The organism is Exiguobacterium sp. ZOR0005 (assembly GCF_000798975.1).
Taxonomy (GTDB): domain Bacteria; phylum Bacillota; class Bacilli; order Exiguobacteriales; family Exiguobacteriaceae; genus Exiguobacterium; species Exiguobacterium aurantiacum.
In genome coordinates, this window is sequence record NZ_JTLB01000006.1 from 35470 (window position 1) to 50873 (window position 15404).

The following is a 15404-nucleotide window of genomic DNA, read 5'->3' on the forward strand; positions in this document are numbered from 1 at the left end:
TTACCGGTGCAAGGAGGAATTGGAATGGAAGTTTTACTCATGTTTCTATTTAGCTTATTCGTAATGATTGTCCCACTTACGTTAATCATTACGATTATCGTATTGATCGTTCGCTTTATCGGTCGCTATGAGAAGCGGGCCGACGCGCGACTCGAGCTAGAGCGCCAAACCGCGGCTCATCAACAACAACAATTCGATGTCTTGGTAGAACGCCTCGATCGCATCGAAGAAAAGATGGAGGTACGTCCTTAATGTCGCAACCACTCACGATTTGGACGAAACGTCTCGTCCTCACAACGATCCTCGGCGGTGTGCTACTCGTCGCGACTTTCGCCACGAAACGCGCCTTCCACATGTCTGAGATCAATCTACTAGTCGACAAGGCCGATGAACAACAACTCAGCTATGAGTTAATCATTCACAACCCGCTCACGAACGCTTACAGTTTCACAATCGTTCACGACTAAATCAAATGAGGTTTTTCCATGGAGCTGAACACGATGTTCTTAATCGCATCACTTCTTTTAAACGCCTTCTTACTCAATGTAATTGCTGAGCAGGCAAAGGACATACGTGTACTACGGCGAAAGCAAATTCAGAACGATTCTCTCATACTAGACGAGGAGTTGACTGCAATATTGAAAGAAAAGATTGATACGGATGGGGTTGTCACGGCCGTAAAGTTTTTACGGGAGACTCAAGACATGTCTCTCGTTGAAGCGAAACGACTAGTCGACCGCATTACTGGTCGATCAAGTTTATAAAAGGGAGTAGCGCGCGCTGCTCCCTTTTGGTCGACTTTATTTTGGAAAGAAGCCGACTTTCCCGCGTTCATAGACTTTATGCGTCACATGTTCCGGGTCAATCTTCGCAAGCTTTTGATCAAGTTTCGAAGACGCGATCCACGCGAATAGATTGAATGCGACCACGAGAAGCAAAACATTCTCTTGTTCTGGACGGAGCAGCAACGATACAATCAACAGACAAAAGATTACGATGACCGCCATTCCGCTCCAATATTCATACCAGACAAGCCGTCGATAGTCAGGCGCATCGTTGAACGTGAGCAATGTCTTCGTCCGTGCCCCTATTTTGACGAACCCGATGGCTGGGATGAAGAGGACGAACCAAACCAGTTCGGCGAGTCGACGCTCGCCCGTGAACCAAAAGATGGCGCCGAGTAGGATGATGAACAATCCAAGAAGAAGGGCTTGGCGGGTGGAACGTTTCCCCGCCTCGTATAAGTAATCAAATCGCTCGCGTTGGGTCATATTCATATTCATATTCCTTTCTTACGATTACTTCGTTACTATGCAAATAGACTGTTATACAAAGAAAAGAGGGTGTTCATGAATCCTGCACAAACCGAAGTCCTAGTGACCTCGCCGACGATTTCTCAATTGAAGATTTGACGCACCGTCTCGGACTCACGCCTACCGAAACCTACAAACGCGGGGACCACAGTACATATTCGGCTCATCCTCGTGAATATACGTCATGGTCACTTAGTACAGGCTATCAGCCGTCAGTTGATGTGAATGATCAGCTACAACCCATCATTGCGCAACTTCGCGGCAAAGAAACCATTTTAGACGACATTTATGACACGTATGATGACATGCAAGCACGGTTTATCATCGTGATTGTGATGGAAGAAGGACAAACACCGGCACTCGTCTTTGATTTGGAGACGATTCAATTCGCCCATCGGATTCGTGCCGAGTTCGACATCAATCTGTATGCGAACCCGTATGAAGAGGACCCCGACTTTAAAGACTGAATAACGGACTAAAAAAGTCACCTCAGCTCGAGATGAGTTTTATCGTTCCAGCAAACGACCGTCGTCATTCCATTGCCCGTATAAGCGATTGGCACGTGTCTGTTCAATCAACTTGTCCAGTCGTTTCTCATATAAGGTCTGATCTTTGCGCACACTTTGAATCGTGTCGATGCGAATGCGACGATACAGTTCAGGGAACGCTTCAAAGTTACGGTATACATCGGGCTCGCTTTTCAAGCGTCTCACAATCGCTTCGTCGATGACGAAGGACGTATCGCTCATGTCAGGGAGGACAGTTAGACCGCGCTCTTGCATCATACCTAGTCGTATAAGGCGACGAACGCGCTCTTTGTTCAACTCGGTCCAGTTGCTATTCTTTCGCCTCGGTGAAAAGCGCTGGGCGAACTCACCTGCCTCGGTCTTCTTCGCAATCCCGTCAATCCAACCGAAACAGAGCGCTTCTTCGACGGCATCGAGATACAACAAACCGTCCCCGCTCGTTTTGCGACTGAGGATCACCCAACAATAGTCTGTATCGTCTGCATGTTCCTGAAGCCATTCTCGAAAGGCTTGGCGATCTTCAAACCGTACGATGTGATCGATTTCCATGACTCTCATCCCTCATCCTCTCCATGCTTTTCTTCCTTATCCTATTTTTCAATCGTCTCGTCTCCATACTTATTGTTTTCGGTAAGTCATTAGAATGCCAATCAATCGATTCGGGAATACTTTGATTGGAGGTGATAAAAATTGATTCGTTATTATGATTGGAACAACGATCAGTTTATCGACACAAATTTTAAAGAAGAGATGCAAGGTTTCACTTCGTTGCGCGCAATCACGTATGTCAGTTCTTTTCAGCTCATCAATGAATTGATGCCACTGTTTGAAAAGCTGGAAATCATTCACGGTTTCACCGGAACATCTTTTCAACTCATTGCTCAACTCCTTGATATTACGAATCGGGTCGAAAACGTTCGATTGCTGAAATCTGAAACGTTCAATGCGTTACTCGATGAAAGACTTGAAATCCATCTTGCTCATGCCGTCCCCATTCATCACAAGACCTACATCTTGGAGAAAGATAACCATTATAAAATTTTGTCCGGTAGCGCCAATCTAACTACATCTGCCTTACAAGGGAGAAATCATGAGCTATTATTCATCCGAACAGGCTTTAAACATGATGCTTTTTACACTCAAATGCATGAAATGTGGAGCGAAATTAAACGAGACACAATCGACTATATCGATCTATCTACGCTCAATTCAATCAAAGAAAGACCTGAAGAAGTGATAGAGTCCTTTCTAACTGACGTCGATGTGCCAGAGACGCTCGTTCAAGAAGCAAAACCAGAAATTGAAAAACTTCACACCCATAAAGTCGATACTGTATTTGAAGAAAAAATAGCACCTTCATTCTTGCCACTCGTTCTGACAAAAACAGGACGACGAAGAAAGCCAAAACCTGAAGAAATACGAAAACAAGTTCGTCTGGCCGTCGATGAAAGGTTATCCAGCTATGATATGGATAAGCAAATCATGTGGCAATTTGATTTTGAAGAGCACGACTTCATTATCGGCGAAGATTATCTGCATGATCTCCTCCGAGAAAAAGTAGCACCTTCCGCTAACGGGATGATTGATGTGATTGAAAGCTATGAACAGAATAAATTTAGAGATGAACGACATCAAGTATTTACAGGGATTCTCTATTTGCTAACCTCACCTCTTATTTGGAAAATTCGTGAGATCTATACAGAGAACCATTTGCCTAAAGAAGATGTTCCTGTCGTCATGAATATCGTCGGTGATGGACAGACTGGTAAGACGACGCTTGTCCGTGAATACTTTTCGACGTTACTGGACTACGCTTCAATCCCTACGTACTCTATGTTAAAAATTCCACCTAAAGGTAAAAAAGCGAGCGCCCGAATTGCGAATGATTATATTGATGGGTACCTTCATTCTGATTGGGTCAATCCGCTCATCATTGATGAAGTCCCAAATAATTTCTTCACAACAACACACGGTGAGAATAACGTAAAATCTTGGTCCAATGATCGCACTGGCATCTTCCCCATTTTAATTACGACGTCAAATATTTCAGGTGCTCTCGCAAAACCTCAACTTCTCCGTCGCATTTTAATGATTCCGATTGATTCTAAGTATCGAGAATCTAAAGACCAACCGTTTGACGTATATCAACTCGTCAGCAATTTAGATCCTCTCCTCCCACTATTCTTTTTAAACGAATTATCTAAACGCCTAGACTCAATGACCCCAAAAGATATTGAGCGATTGAAAGAAGACTATTTATCGTTATCTAAAGAAGTCCTATTTAAATTATCTCCCGAACTCGAGACTTACGCGAACGAAAATGGGTTCCTTTCAAATTACGATATCGTCAACCATCGTGGGAAAACCTTATGGGCAATGACCCTCATGTCAAAAGCCGATCACATCTGTGTAAACCCAAAAAACGAAAATGAAATCATTGTTTACGAGTCTGCATTTAAAACACACCATGACCGTACTGAAGCCAAGACTTTTTTACCTGGCGGTGTACTCGTTCAAAGCGGTGGTAACAGTTTAACGTTGAATAGCGAGCTCCTTGAACAGTTTGTCGGTTTTTCAATTCAGACGGTTTGGGAAAATCAATCGGCTTCTAGAACAGGTAAACAGATTGCAGATGCGATGGCGAAACAACTTGCACCTTTACTTGAAGATAAGAAAAAGCCTTCCCGCTGGAAGACTTTGTGGAAAAAATGATGTCGTATAACAAGCCTACCTTTGCCACTGGAATGGAATTGACCTCTTCAAGCCCAGTCGATAGCCGAGACGCCATCCAAGTCCTCGAATCCGGTCCACCCAACTATCACTCAAATCTCGGAACGGCATGACGGCTCGAACTTGATGTAGCTCGATGCGATGAATCACGTATTGATAGTTCGGTGCTTCGATGGACCTATGAATCGCCATCTCCTCACACCATTTTTTATCAAAGATTTTTTCCCATGACTTTCGAGTATAGGCCAGATCAATATTTTCCCTATGATCAAAGGCCTCGGCTGTATCGCAAAAAGTAGAGTTATACGGAACAAACTCCCAAAATGAAATTTCTGAAGCCAATACTTGATCATCTGGTAATTCAACTGTCAACACAACACCTTTGTTCGCTTGTCCAATATGGCCACCGCTGCTTAGGTCAGGAAACTCGTCCCAGCACCAAACCGGATAGTTTCCGTTCAGCGAAATCCCAACTCGCTGCTCGTACTGTTCAACCATCCAGTCATAGGCCGGTTTAAAAAATTCGATTCCCTCGTCATTGAACATGGCATAGCGAGGGTCACCTTGTAGATACCCTCGCTCCAATGCTATGTTCCAAGCGTCTTCATGCTGATACGTATAATAGATGCTCATATTCATTAACCTTCTCCAAACTTATTCTTTCACCACTTTATCCGATTTCATATCAAAAAGTAGTGAAAATAATGGTCAGGGTTAATCGGTCGATTGCAACTTAGCCGTTCGGACTCGGATACTTCACCGCATTCTTCTGGAGCTTCTCTTCAATCGCCTGCGACACATCAATCCCTGCCGCATGAGCGAACGTCAGCGCATAGATGAGGACATCCGCGAGTTCTTCTTTCATCTCGACGTGTTTCGTCTCGAGCGCTTCTTCGCTCGACACCCATTGGAACAATTCCAACAGTTCACTCGCCTCGAGTGATAACGATAACGCCAAGTCTTTCGGGTTATGGTGGAACGCCCAATCGCGCTCGTCACGGAATTCAATCACTTTGTCCATCAGTCGTTGTATTTCGTTCATGTCTGTACCTTCTCTCTTTGAATGTGTAACAGCTTATCTCGCAACGCTTGATTGCTCGCATACAAATAAAGTCCTCGGACGCCCCGTTTCATCAACACATTGATGGAGTTCAATACGATTTGTTCTTTCGCCAATTCGACATCTTTGACACCGTCAATTCCGGCGTAGGCTCCCGTATCTTTATAAAGATTCGTGTCGATCACCAGGCAATTCTTTGTCTCATCGTACGTCACTGAAGGACCTAACACGACACCGACATAGTTCAAGTCAAAACCTTGAATCGTATAGATTGACCCGGCCTCAGCAATCGTTTCTGACTTCTCAGCCCACGTCGTTTTTCCGCCCGTCGTATTCCACGGCAATTTATAGTTCCCATTCGATTCATAGACGTAGTACGTTTCGCCGTCTTTCTTATGAATATAATCAAACGTTGAGACAACACGGCTCAATCCATGCAGCTTGTCTTGTTTCATAATCACTTGGTGCATCTCTTCTAACGTCTCAAAGATTCGTAAATCATATCCACTCGATTGCGGAAACGTTTTGATTTTCTTGGTTTTAAAGGCATCAATCCAATCGATGACATCCTTACCTGCCTGCATCCGGAACTGGTTTGTCAGCTGATACGTCCGTGCGACCTTCGCCTTCTGTTTGAATGATTCGAGCAATCCCTGATTCCATCGACTTTTCAATTTCAATACTTGATGTTGATCAAAGATGACAATGACAATTTTCGCACGTTTCATCAACTCCTCGAGATGATTCTCCGCCCGAAAGTTGTTGTACGCGTCTGACTTCGTCAACAGGAGGTGCGCCTCGTCGACCAAGATAATATCAACTTTTTTATCTTTTAACTTATTGAGGAGCGGTGTCGGTTTGACGAAGTTGAAAGCCTTCAAGTGTTTAACTTGTTTGGCGATTCCTTTATACGTCTTCAGCATCTCTTCATGGTTGACGACCAAATAGTTCTCCGTCTGATACAGCTTCGAACCCGCCTCGTTCGTCCGCGCTTGAATGGTATTAAAGATCGAACTGAGCACGACGCTCTTGCCGACGCCTGCCTCTCCTTCGATGACGTACAAATCTCCATATGTATCATCGGGCTTCGACTCCGTAATTTGTTTTTCACAGAACTCGAGCACGCGCTCTTTTAAGTCTATTTGCTCAATGGATAGTTCCTTGAACGGAGACAGTTTGAAGATGTCTTTGTTCTCGATGGCGTGCAGGTTGTTTTCGACGAGCTTGTTCTTATGTAGCGCATCCCACAACTTAGGAAACAGCTCATTGTCATAGAACGATTTATTGTAATAGTTGTGTGTGAAGTCGCTTGCTGTCTTGCTTTTGTTTTGTAAGGTGTACTTCTCGTCCCCTAAAAAGTAGTTGATCAACTTCGTCTCAAGATGGAATGTCGCCGACCGATTGAACGTCTCATGCTTCACAAGGTTGATTTGGTCCACATTCTTCCGGTCAGTTTGTTTCAGCTTCAGATGTTGTTTCATCCGTTTTTGAAAATGCACCGTTTCCCCGATATAGGCTTCCTTATGTCCGTTCAAAATATAAATCACCGGATAGTTCAAATAATCAGCAGACCGCTCAATCTCATCTAAATTCTTTTCAACAAAATCTTTTAGACCCTTTTCATTAAAATCTAACGGAATGACCTCAATCATCTTCATCGACACACCCTTGTCTAATTTCAAATTATCTCCAGTTTAGCATAGCCTTATTCCAATTCATTACTCAAGTCTTCTATGAATCAATGGTATAATCCCACTAAAAAGGGAGGGATTCGGTGCTTACTTTCGACAACGTCTCTGTTCGCCAACAGGACACGCTCATCCTTGAAAATATCTCCTTCACCATCAATCCAGGTGAAATCGCAGCCATCCACTGCGGCGTCACTTCCCGGGAAATATTGTTCGCATTATTGACTGACTCGCACGCGAACTACTCTGGGACCATCGATACAACGAATCGCACGCTTTCGGTCTTCTCCATCCGTGATGGCTTATATGACCGGCTGACGGTCGAGGAATATTTGCGTTTCACGCACACGCTCTACGAATCGACGGAATCGCTGGATACCATCTTGCAAACCGTTCAACTCGCCCCATATCGGAACAAACGATTGAATCGGCTTAGCTTATCGCTCGTCCGACGCGTCCAATACGCGGCCCTGCTCTTACATAATCGGGACATCTATGTGCTTGAAGAACCGGATCAAAACGTCGACCAAGAGACACGGCACTTGTTCGCGACCGTCTTGATGCAACTGAAGCAACAACAAAAAGCCATCCTGCTTCTGACGAGCAACATGGAAAGCGCCCTCTTCGTCACGTCGACCGTCTATCGCATCGACCACCGGCACTTGCGCCTACTCGACGTGGAACCGGATGAACCGGATGCGAACGAAGACATCACCCCTGACGTAATGCACGTCCGCTTCGAGAAGATTCCGACGAAAGTGAACGAGAAAATCGTCTTGCTCGACCCGCCGGAAATCGACTACATCGAGAGCCAGGACGGACAATCCGTATTGCACAGTCAATCGGAGCAGTTCCCGAGCGTCTTCACGATGAACGAGCTCGAGGCGCGTCTGACGCCGTATGGCTTCTTCCGCTGTCATCGGTCGTACATCGTCAACCTTCAACGAGTGCGGGAAGTCATCACGTATACAAAGAACAGTTTTAGTCTCGTCCTCGATGACCGAGACAAGACGACCATCCCGCTCTCGAAGTCGAAAATGGCTGAATTGAAGACGATGATTGGACTGAAATAAGCTCCATTCACCGCTCTATCCGCTCCGTTCACTTCTCCAAAAGCGCCATTTACCGCCATTTTAATGCGACCGACTTTTCCTCTCGATATGATTGAAGCAAGCAAGACGACATCAGCAAGGAGGAACGAGAATGGACTCAATCATTCAAGTGAACGGATTAAAAAAGCTATTCGGCAATGAAGAGGCGTTACGCGACGTGACGTTTTCTGTCGGCAAGGGAGAAGTGTTCGGCTTCCTCGGACCGAGTGGATCTGGGAAGACGACAACCATCAAAATCTTGACGTCGCAACTCGCCCAGACGTCAGGTGACGCGACCGTATTTGGCGTCCCAGTCTCAGAATTGAAACAAGAACAGTATCGGAAGCGCATCGGTGTGTTGACCGATAACAGTGGCCTGTACACGCGCCTCTCGATTGAAGAGAACTTACAGCTCTACTGCGACCTATACGACGAACCACGCACCCGAATCGATGATGTGTTGCAGACGGTGAACTTGGCCGGGGAACGCAAAAAACGCATCTCCGCTTTATCACGCGGGATGCTGCAACGGGTGACCCTTGCCCGGGCCTTGTTACATGAACCGGAACTGTTGTTTTTAGACGAGCCGACGTCCGCACTCGATCCGGTCAACTCGCGTCACATCTATAAAGGCATCGAACGGTTGAAGGCCAAAGGGACGACCATCTTCTTGACGACACATGACATGAACGAGGCCGAAGAACTGTGCGACCGCGTCGCCTTCTTGCATCAAGGGGAGATTCAATTGCTCGATGCTCCGAGACAATTGCGCCGGAAATATGCGAACGGCTCGATGCGCGTCGAACTGCATGACGGGAAGACCGTGGAGTTGAATCAAGGAAAAGAAGGAGCCGATTGGCTCCACGAACAAATGCGCGACCAGAATATCGCGGCGATTCATTCGAACGAGCCGACGCTCGGAGACATCTTTATCGAAGTGACGGGGAGGAAACTATCATGACATTTTCAATGAAACGGGCGCTCGCCATTTTCCAAAAAGACTACAAAGACTTGTCGCGGAACTTATTCGTCTCCTCGACGTTGATCATGCCACTGTTCTTCGCCGTCTTTTATGCACAGCTCGGTGGCGGAGGCATCGATGTGACGTACTTCGTCTTTAATATCACGTTCAGTCTTGTCGCGACATTCGTCCAGTGTGCCTTGATCGCCGAAGAGAAAGAGAAGAATACACTCCGCGGATTGATGTTGTCACCGGCGAGCACGCTCGATATCTTGCTCGGGAAAAGTGCGCTCACGTTCGTTACGACACTGATCCTCATCATAGCCTGTGGGTTCATCATGGACTATAGCCCTGCAAACCTGCTCGTCATCGCACTCGCTTTGATCGTTTCTGCGTTCTTTTATATCGGGATTGGGACAATTCTCGGTTTGATGACGAAGACGGTCATGGAAGCTTCGCTCATCGTCATGCCGGCATTCTTTTTCTTCTCGTTTTCGCCGATGTTGTTGGCTTACGAGGACCGGTTCTCTATCATCGGTCTTCTCGAGTATTTGCCGAACGTCGTCTTGATCGACCTCGCCCATCAAATCGAGGCGGGTGCTGGACTAGGCTCTACTTGGTTGGAACTCATGATTCTATCCGCGTGGGCGCTCGTCATGTTCGTTGGAAGTATCGTGATGTATAACCGGAAACAGACGGATTAATTGAAGCTAGGTGTCGCTTTGACTTAAAGGGCGGCACCTTATTTATTCTATCAAGCGACCCCCATCATTCCATTGCCCATACATCTCATTCGCTTTCGTTTTTTCAATGAACTTATTCAACCGTTTCAAATAGAGGTCTCGGTCTTGACGGACACTTTGGATTGTATCGATCCGAATGCGACGATATAACTCAGGAAAGTTACTAAAGTGTTGATAGAGTTCTCTGTCTTCTTGTAAGCGCGTCATAATTTCTTCATCAATCCGGAACGACTCGCTTCGCATATCAGGAAGAACCCGTTCACCGCTCTCTGTCATCAATCCAAGTCGCTGTAATCGCCGAACGCGTTCTTTGTTCAGTTCGGTCCAGTTACTGTTTTTACGTCTCGGTGAAAAACGCTGTGCGAGTTCGCCTTCTGTCGTCTTTTTCGCAATGCCATCAATCCATCCGAAACAAAGCGCCTCCTCCACAGCATCTAAGTAAAAAAGTCCTTGTCCTTCACGCTTTCGGCTCAGAATGACCCAACAAAACGACTGGTCATCTGAATTCCTCTCTAGCCATTTCCGAAACTCATCTCGGTGCTCAAATCGTAGAACTTGCTCAATTTCCACGCATGTTCTTCCTTCCTATGTCTTTTCTTCATTACATTATGTGCATACTTAAAAGGTAAACAAATAGCAGTGACCTTTTGGACACTGCCATGATTTTGATTGATTTCATTAGTCCAATTAATTCCACAAAAGGCGATGCTTCTTCATGTTGCGTATTTGCATTGATCAATCCGCGGTTATGAAACGTCGCCGACCGATTGAACGTCTCATGCTTCACGAGATTGATTTGGTCCACGTTCTTTCAGTCTGCTTGTTCTAACCTCAGATGCTGCTTCATCCGTTTTTGAAAATGCACTGCTTTCTCGACATATGCTTCCTTCTGCCAGGTCAAAATATAAGTCATCGATAGTTTAAATCATCAGTTTTCCGGTTATTAGCATTTAGAAAATTCCAACAAAAATTGAATCCTAGTACCTTAACTTCATTTCCACTCATTAATTATTTTCGCCCAATCTTAAGCTAAGTAAAAAAATACTTAATTAATATTCATAATAGTTTGATTCCGGATGCATTGTTTTTTCAATACCCACTGTAATGATATTTAACTTAATAGCCTGATAAATTCTCAAGAAACTAGGAATTTCAGCAAGTCCTGATTTCCCATTAACTTTAATGACTTTACATTCACGAATCATTTCTTCGCTATTAACATTAAAGGGAAATTGATTTGGATTAAATGGAGCCTTTTTACATAACAGTTTTTTTCTTTTCTTTAAAGTGTTAAGTATTGTAGAAATAAGCCATTTATCTAAATGTTTTAACTGTTCTTCATCATCAATTAAAGGATAGAAACTCATTAACCCTTTAAATTTTAATCTTTTATAAGAACCGTTTAGATAATTTTTAAGCATTCTTTCACTTAGATTTCCATATAGATATCTACGTATTTGCATGATAGCAGTCACAAAGTCACTATCCATATTATTAGAAGGTATCGTCACTGATCTTAAAGTAGAACCGTTTATTGGTTGTATTAAATTTCTATATAAAATATAACTAATTTGTTTTTTGATCTTTCGTATTGAAGATTCTTTTATACTTATATTTTCATTCGAAAGTTTATATCCTAGGAATTCGATATGACTTTTTGACGATGCAAATTCTGATGGAATTCCTTTTTTAACTAAAATACTTATACCGTGTGATTTGAGAGCATTAATTTCTACTCCAGTTTCCAGAGAAAAAGAATGTAGCATATCATATGTTTTGCTTATTTTACTGTAATCATCAGCCCATATTATTGTATCATCTGCATATCGAGCAAATCTTAGACCCTCTTTTTCTAATTTTTTATCTAGAGACCAACATGCAATATTAGCTAGAAACAGAGACAACGAAGTCCCCTGCGGAATACCTTTACCTCCATCCATGTTTTTTAAAAATGTACCGACTACTTTTTTTTCAAATTCACTTATTAAAAATCCATTTTGATTGAACTGTTCAAACAAGTAATCATGCCTTATAGTTCCAAAAAAATTTTTGAAATCAAATTCTGCTACAAATGTTCTGAGACTCATTTTAATATCTAGACCAATATCATTTATAGCGTAGTGAACATTTCTATCATTTCTATAGGCATAAGAGAAAGAGCTAAACCTGTGTTTATTTTTACTAAGAAGTCTTTTATAGAAATAATTCGAGACTGCCTCATCGGGAATTTGAAAGATGTATATTTCCCTTCTCCCACCCCCACTTTTTTCGATATTCCTAATAAAAGGTAAATGTGGTTCATATGTTCCTTTAATCAATTTATTGAATATTGAAGCACCTATTTTTTCATAGTGCTTAAGCACATAATAAGGATTATGTTTTTTATCTACTTTCCAATGCTCAGGAATTTTTATCTCCTTCTCGGGTGGGTTTTGAATTCTTCTTCGATTTCTTTGTAATTCAATTTCTAGTGAGTTATGATATTTTTCATGTTGTTCGACTTTCTTTTTCGCAAAATCATAAATAGATTTAATAATATCTTCTTTTCTCATGTGATTTTTCTCCTTTTCACAAAAGACCTCCTCTGAATAGAGGAGGTCAGACACGGAGCCTATAGATAAAAGTAAGCTCAATCTCGATTCACTTTTTTGAGTAAAGTCAATCTCCATAGCCCCTCTCAAGAGAGTGGCGTTTATAGGCTCCGTTAGTCACCTAATGACGTTAAAAGAATTTTATCACATTTTTAATAAGAAAGCATTACCAAGTTATTTTTATCCTTTTTTACAAACGAAAGCCTAGTAATTAACAATGTTTAATTATTGTTTAAATTGACTACCACTTCCTGAATATGATTTTTAAATCCTTTTTCTTTTAATTTGCTATGTCTTCCATCATATGTGCTACTGTTTGCATTGTATAAAGATGCCTTTGAAAAGATTGCAAAGGATCCGTTTAGATGCCTACTAACTAAACGAGCATTTTGCGATAAGGTGTCTCCATTATAATGACCTGTATCCCAAAAATGTCTTTCAATGTATTCACCTGGAGAAAGTTCAACCAATTCCTCTTCGCTATATAAAAGGTCTTCATATACACCTGATGACTTTAATTCATCAGCCTCTAGAAAGAAATATGCCCATTCCAAATCCCCATCTTCAAATCGTTGAAAAACTAATTTTTCTGGCTTTACAATATGCGTGGTTGAATCTAAATTCAATTCAATACAATCGTGCTCTTTAGAATTTGTACAGGCAGATAAATCCAAGCCTCCTCCGTTGGGTAAAAAAGTATGGTTTTCCGCCTCATTTTTTCCAATAGTATCTAGTATTTTGATTATATCTTCATAATTAGACCATTCTCTATGAAGAGGTAATTCACTTCCGAACAAACTTTCGATCAACTTCTCCCATTTTGGTAATTCGGTTAATCTAAACTCGTTATTCATGTCCATTCCTCCCATAAATTATACTTAGCAAATTTGATTTATTAATTAAAGCAAAAAAAGGAATTCTTATTAAATAGCAGTATTTAATAAGAATTCCTTTAAAACTTTAATGGTGAATACTATTTATATTTTGTATTTAGCTTAGAGTAAACCAACCTTTTGCTACATCAGAGGTTTAGTAAGTTTACTTACATCATTCCGCCCATTCCACCCATGCCGCCCATGTCAGGCATGCCGCCGCCGGCGCCTGCTGGTTCTGGCTTATCTGCGATGACCGCTTCTGTCGTGAGGAACATGGCTGAGACTGACGCTGCGTTTTGAAGTGCTGAGCGCGTCACTTTCGCCGGATCGACGATTCCGTGTGCGATCATATCGACATACTCGCCAGTCGCGGCGTTGTAGCCGATGCCGACTGATTCGTTCTTGAGCTTCTCGACGATGACCGAACCTTCTTCACCCGCGTTTTCCGCGATTTGACGGACCGGTGCTTCAAGGGCACGGAGGACGAGTTTCACACCTGTCGCTTCATCCGCTGTCACTTCTCCAAGCAACGCACGAACGGCTGGGATGACGTTGATGAACGCCGTACCACCACCTGCGACGATGCCTTCTTCGACCGCTGCGCGTGTCGCGTTGAGCGCGTCTTCGATGCGGAGCTTACGCTCTTTGAGTTCAGTCTCTGTCGCTGCGCCGACTTTGACGACAGCTACGCCGCCCGCGAGTTTCGCAAGACGCTCTTGGAGTTTCTCACGGTCGAAGTCAGACGATGTCTCTTCGATCTGGTTGCGAATCGTTTGAACGCGTGCTTTGATCGTTGCTTCGTCTCCAGCACCTTCGACGATCGTTGTCGTGTCTTTCGTGACGACGACTTTCGATGCGCGTCCGAGCTGTTGAAGTGATGCCGACTTGAGCTCGAGGCCGAGGTCTTCAGTGATGACTTGGCCGCCAGTGAGCGTCGCGAGGTCTTCGAGCATCGCTTTACGACGATCGCCGAATCCTGGTGCCTTGACCGCGACCGCGTTGAACGTACCACGGAGCTTGTTCAAGACGAGTGTCGCGAGCGCATCGCCTTCGATGTCTTCTGCGACGATCAAGATCGGTTTCCCTTGTTGCACGACTTGCTCGAGCACTGGGATGATCTCTTGAATGTTCGAGATCTTCTTATCGGTGATCAAGATGAACGGGTTGTCGAGCACCGCTTCCATCTTGTCTGAGTCTGAGATCATGTATGGTGAAAGATATCCGCGATCGAACTGCATCCCTTCGACGACGTCGAGTTCCGTCGTGAAGCCGCGTGACTCTTCAATCGTGATGACGCCGTCGTTGCCGACGCGCTCCATCGCTTCCGCGATCAACTCGCCGACTTCTTCGTCTGCAGCTGAAATCGCCGCGACTTGGGCGATCGCTTCTTTCGACTCGATCGGTTTTGAGATTTCTTTTAACTCTTCGAGCGCACGGCGAACGGCTTTGTCGATTCCTTTACGAAGGATCATCGGGTTCGCGCCCGCTGTCACGTTCTTGAGACCTTCACGGATCATCGCTTGAGCGAGGACTGTCGCTGTTGTCGTACCGTCCCCTGCGACTTCGTTCGTCTTCGACGCGACTTCGGCAACGAGCTTCGCGCCCATGTTTTCGAAGTGGTCTTCAAGTTCGATTTCTTTCGCGATCGTCACACCGTCATTCGTGATGAGCGGTGAGCCGAACTTCTTCTCAAGGACGACGTTACGTCCTTTCGGTCCGATTGTGACTTTTACCGCGTCAGCGAGTGCGTCGACACCGCGAAGCATCGCGTGACGTGCGTCTTCTGAGAATTTAATTTCTTTAGCCATTGTTCATTTCCCCCTAG

Annotated in this window: 17 protein-coding genes; 8 read left to right on the plus strand and 9 right to left on the minus strand. The window is 44.1% G+C overall.

Going from position 1 to position 15404, the window contains the following annotated elements; genetic code table 11:
* The first annotated feature begins 24 nt into the window (after positions 1-24).
* The 3 genes from L971_RS02535 to L971_RS02545 are packed head-to-tail and all read left to right on the plus strand — an operon-like array spanning position 25 to position 764.
* The gene (locus L971_RS02535) at positions 25-252 is read left to right on the plus strand and encodes a hypothetical protein (RefSeq protein ID WP_024372050.1); all 228 of its coding nucleotides are present in this window, start codon (positions 25-27) and stop codon (positions 250-252) included.
* Entirely contained in the window at positions 252-467 is a 216-nt protein-coding gene (locus tag L971_RS02540; protein WP_047374183.1) for a hypothetical protein, read from the plus strand. Before L971_RS02535 ends, L971_RS02540 begins: the two co-directional genes overlap by 1 nt.
* 18 nt (positions 468-485) lie before the next feature.
* Positions 486-764, plus strand: coding sequence for a hypothetical protein (locus tag L971_RS02545; RefSeq protein WP_047374184.1), 279 nt, complete (start codon positions 486-488; stop codon positions 762-764).
* Positions 765-800: 36 nt separating this feature from the next.
* On the opposite strand, the gene L971_RS02550 is transcribed toward L971_RS02545, so the two are convergent.
* Positions 801-1277 carry a hypothetical protein gene (locus L971_RS02550; RefSeq protein ID WP_047374186.1) on the minus strand — a complete coding sequence of 159 codons (477 nt, stop codon included), beginning with the start codon at positions 1275-1277 and terminating at the stop codon, positions 801-803.
* 122 nt (positions 1278-1399) lie between these two features.
* Here L971_RS02550 and L971_RS14900 point away from each other — a divergent pair, with 122 nt between their 5' ends.
* Complete coding sequence (locus L971_RS14900) at positions 1400-1780, plus strand: DUF4279 domain-containing protein (RefSeq protein ID WP_255360776.1); 381 nt, start codon at positions 1400-1402, stop codon at positions 1778-1780.
* A gap of 39 nt (positions 1781-1819) precedes the next feature.
* Here the strand turns inward: L971_RS14900 and L971_RS02560 are convergent, their stop codons facing one another.
* Positions 1820-2389, minus strand: a complete 570-nt coding sequence (locus L971_RS02560) for a YdeI family protein (RefSeq protein ID WP_047374190.1) — start codon at positions 2387-2389, stop codon at positions 1820-1822.
* Between the two features lie 141 nt (positions 2390-2530).
* Between L971_RS02560 and L971_RS02565 the strand changes: the two genes are divergently transcribed.
* A complete protein-coding gene (locus L971_RS02565) occupies positions 2531-4552 on the plus strand; it encodes a phospholipase D family protein (protein WP_047374191.1) in 2022 nt (673 codons plus the stop codon).
* 15 nt (positions 4553-4567) lie between these two features.
* On the opposite strand, the gene L971_RS02570 is transcribed toward L971_RS02565, so the two are convergent.
* From L971_RS02570 to L971_RS02580, 3 genes are all read right to left on the minus strand, one after another.
* A complete protein-coding gene (locus tag L971_RS02570; RefSeq protein ID WP_197053155.1) occupies positions 4568-5203 on the minus strand; it encodes a DUF3841 domain-containing protein in 636 nt (211 codons plus the stop codon).
* 100 nt (positions 5204-5303) lie between these two features.
* Positions 5304-5612 (minus strand): nucleotide pyrophosphohydrolase, encoded by a 309-nt coding sequence (locus L971_RS02575; RefSeq protein WP_047374195.1) that lies wholly within the window; start codon positions 5610-5612, stop codon positions 5304-5306.
* Complete coding sequence (locus L971_RS02580; RefSeq protein WP_156111486.1) at positions 5609-7288, minus strand: DUF2075 domain-containing protein; 1680 nt, start codon at positions 7286-7288, stop codon at positions 5609-5611. Before L971_RS02580 ends, L971_RS02575 begins: the two co-directional genes overlap by 4 nt.
* A 116-nt stretch (positions 7289-7404) precedes the next feature.
* On the opposite strand from L971_RS02580, the gene L971_RS02585 reads away from it, so the two are divergent.
* The 3 genes from L971_RS02585 to L971_RS02595 all read left to right on the plus strand — a co-directional run bounded on the left by L971_RS02585 (position 7405) and on the right by L971_RS02595 (position 10074).
* A complete protein-coding gene (locus tag L971_RS02585; RefSeq protein ID WP_047374196.1) occupies positions 7405-8391 on the plus strand; it encodes a LytTR family transcriptional regulator DNA-binding domain-containing protein in 987 nt (328 codons plus the stop codon).
* Between the two features lie 130 nt (positions 8392-8521).
* Positions 8522-9370 carry an ABC transporter ATP-binding protein gene (locus L971_RS02590; protein WP_047374197.1) on the plus strand — a complete coding sequence of 283 codons (849 nt, stop codon included), beginning with the start codon at positions 8522-8524 and terminating at the stop codon, positions 9368-9370.
* Positions 9367-10074, plus strand: a complete 708-nt coding sequence (locus L971_RS02595) for an ABC transporter permease (protein WP_047374199.1) — start codon at positions 9367-9369, stop codon at positions 10072-10074. The genes L971_RS02590 and L971_RS02595 overlap by 4 nt, the downstream gene beginning before the upstream one ends.
* A gap of 42 nt (positions 10075-10116) precedes the next feature.
* On the opposite strand, the gene L971_RS02600 is transcribed toward L971_RS02595, so the two are convergent.
* The 4 genes from L971_RS02600 to groL form a co-directional block, all read right to left on the minus strand.
* A complete protein-coding gene (locus L971_RS02600) occupies positions 10117-10683 on the minus strand; it encodes a YdeI family protein (RefSeq protein WP_047374201.1) in 567 nt (188 codons plus the stop codon).
* Between the two features lie 479 nt (positions 10684-11162).
* Positions 11163-12665 (minus strand): reverse transcriptase domain-containing protein, encoded by a 1503-nt coding sequence (locus L971_RS02605; protein ID WP_047374203.1) that lies wholly within the window; start codon positions 12663-12665, stop codon positions 11163-11165.
* Positions 12666-12925: 260 nt separating this feature from the next.
* Positions 12926-13558, minus strand: a complete 633-nt coding sequence (locus L971_RS02610; protein ID WP_052200236.1) for a hypothetical protein — start codon at positions 13556-13558, stop codon at positions 12926-12928.
* Between the two features lie 188 nt (positions 13559-13746).
* Positions 13747-15387, minus strand: a complete 1641-nt coding sequence (gene groL / locus L971_RS02615; RefSeq protein ID WP_047374208.1) for a chaperonin GroEL — start codon at positions 15385-15387, stop codon at positions 13747-13749.
* Positions 15388-15404 lie beyond the last annotated feature (17 nt).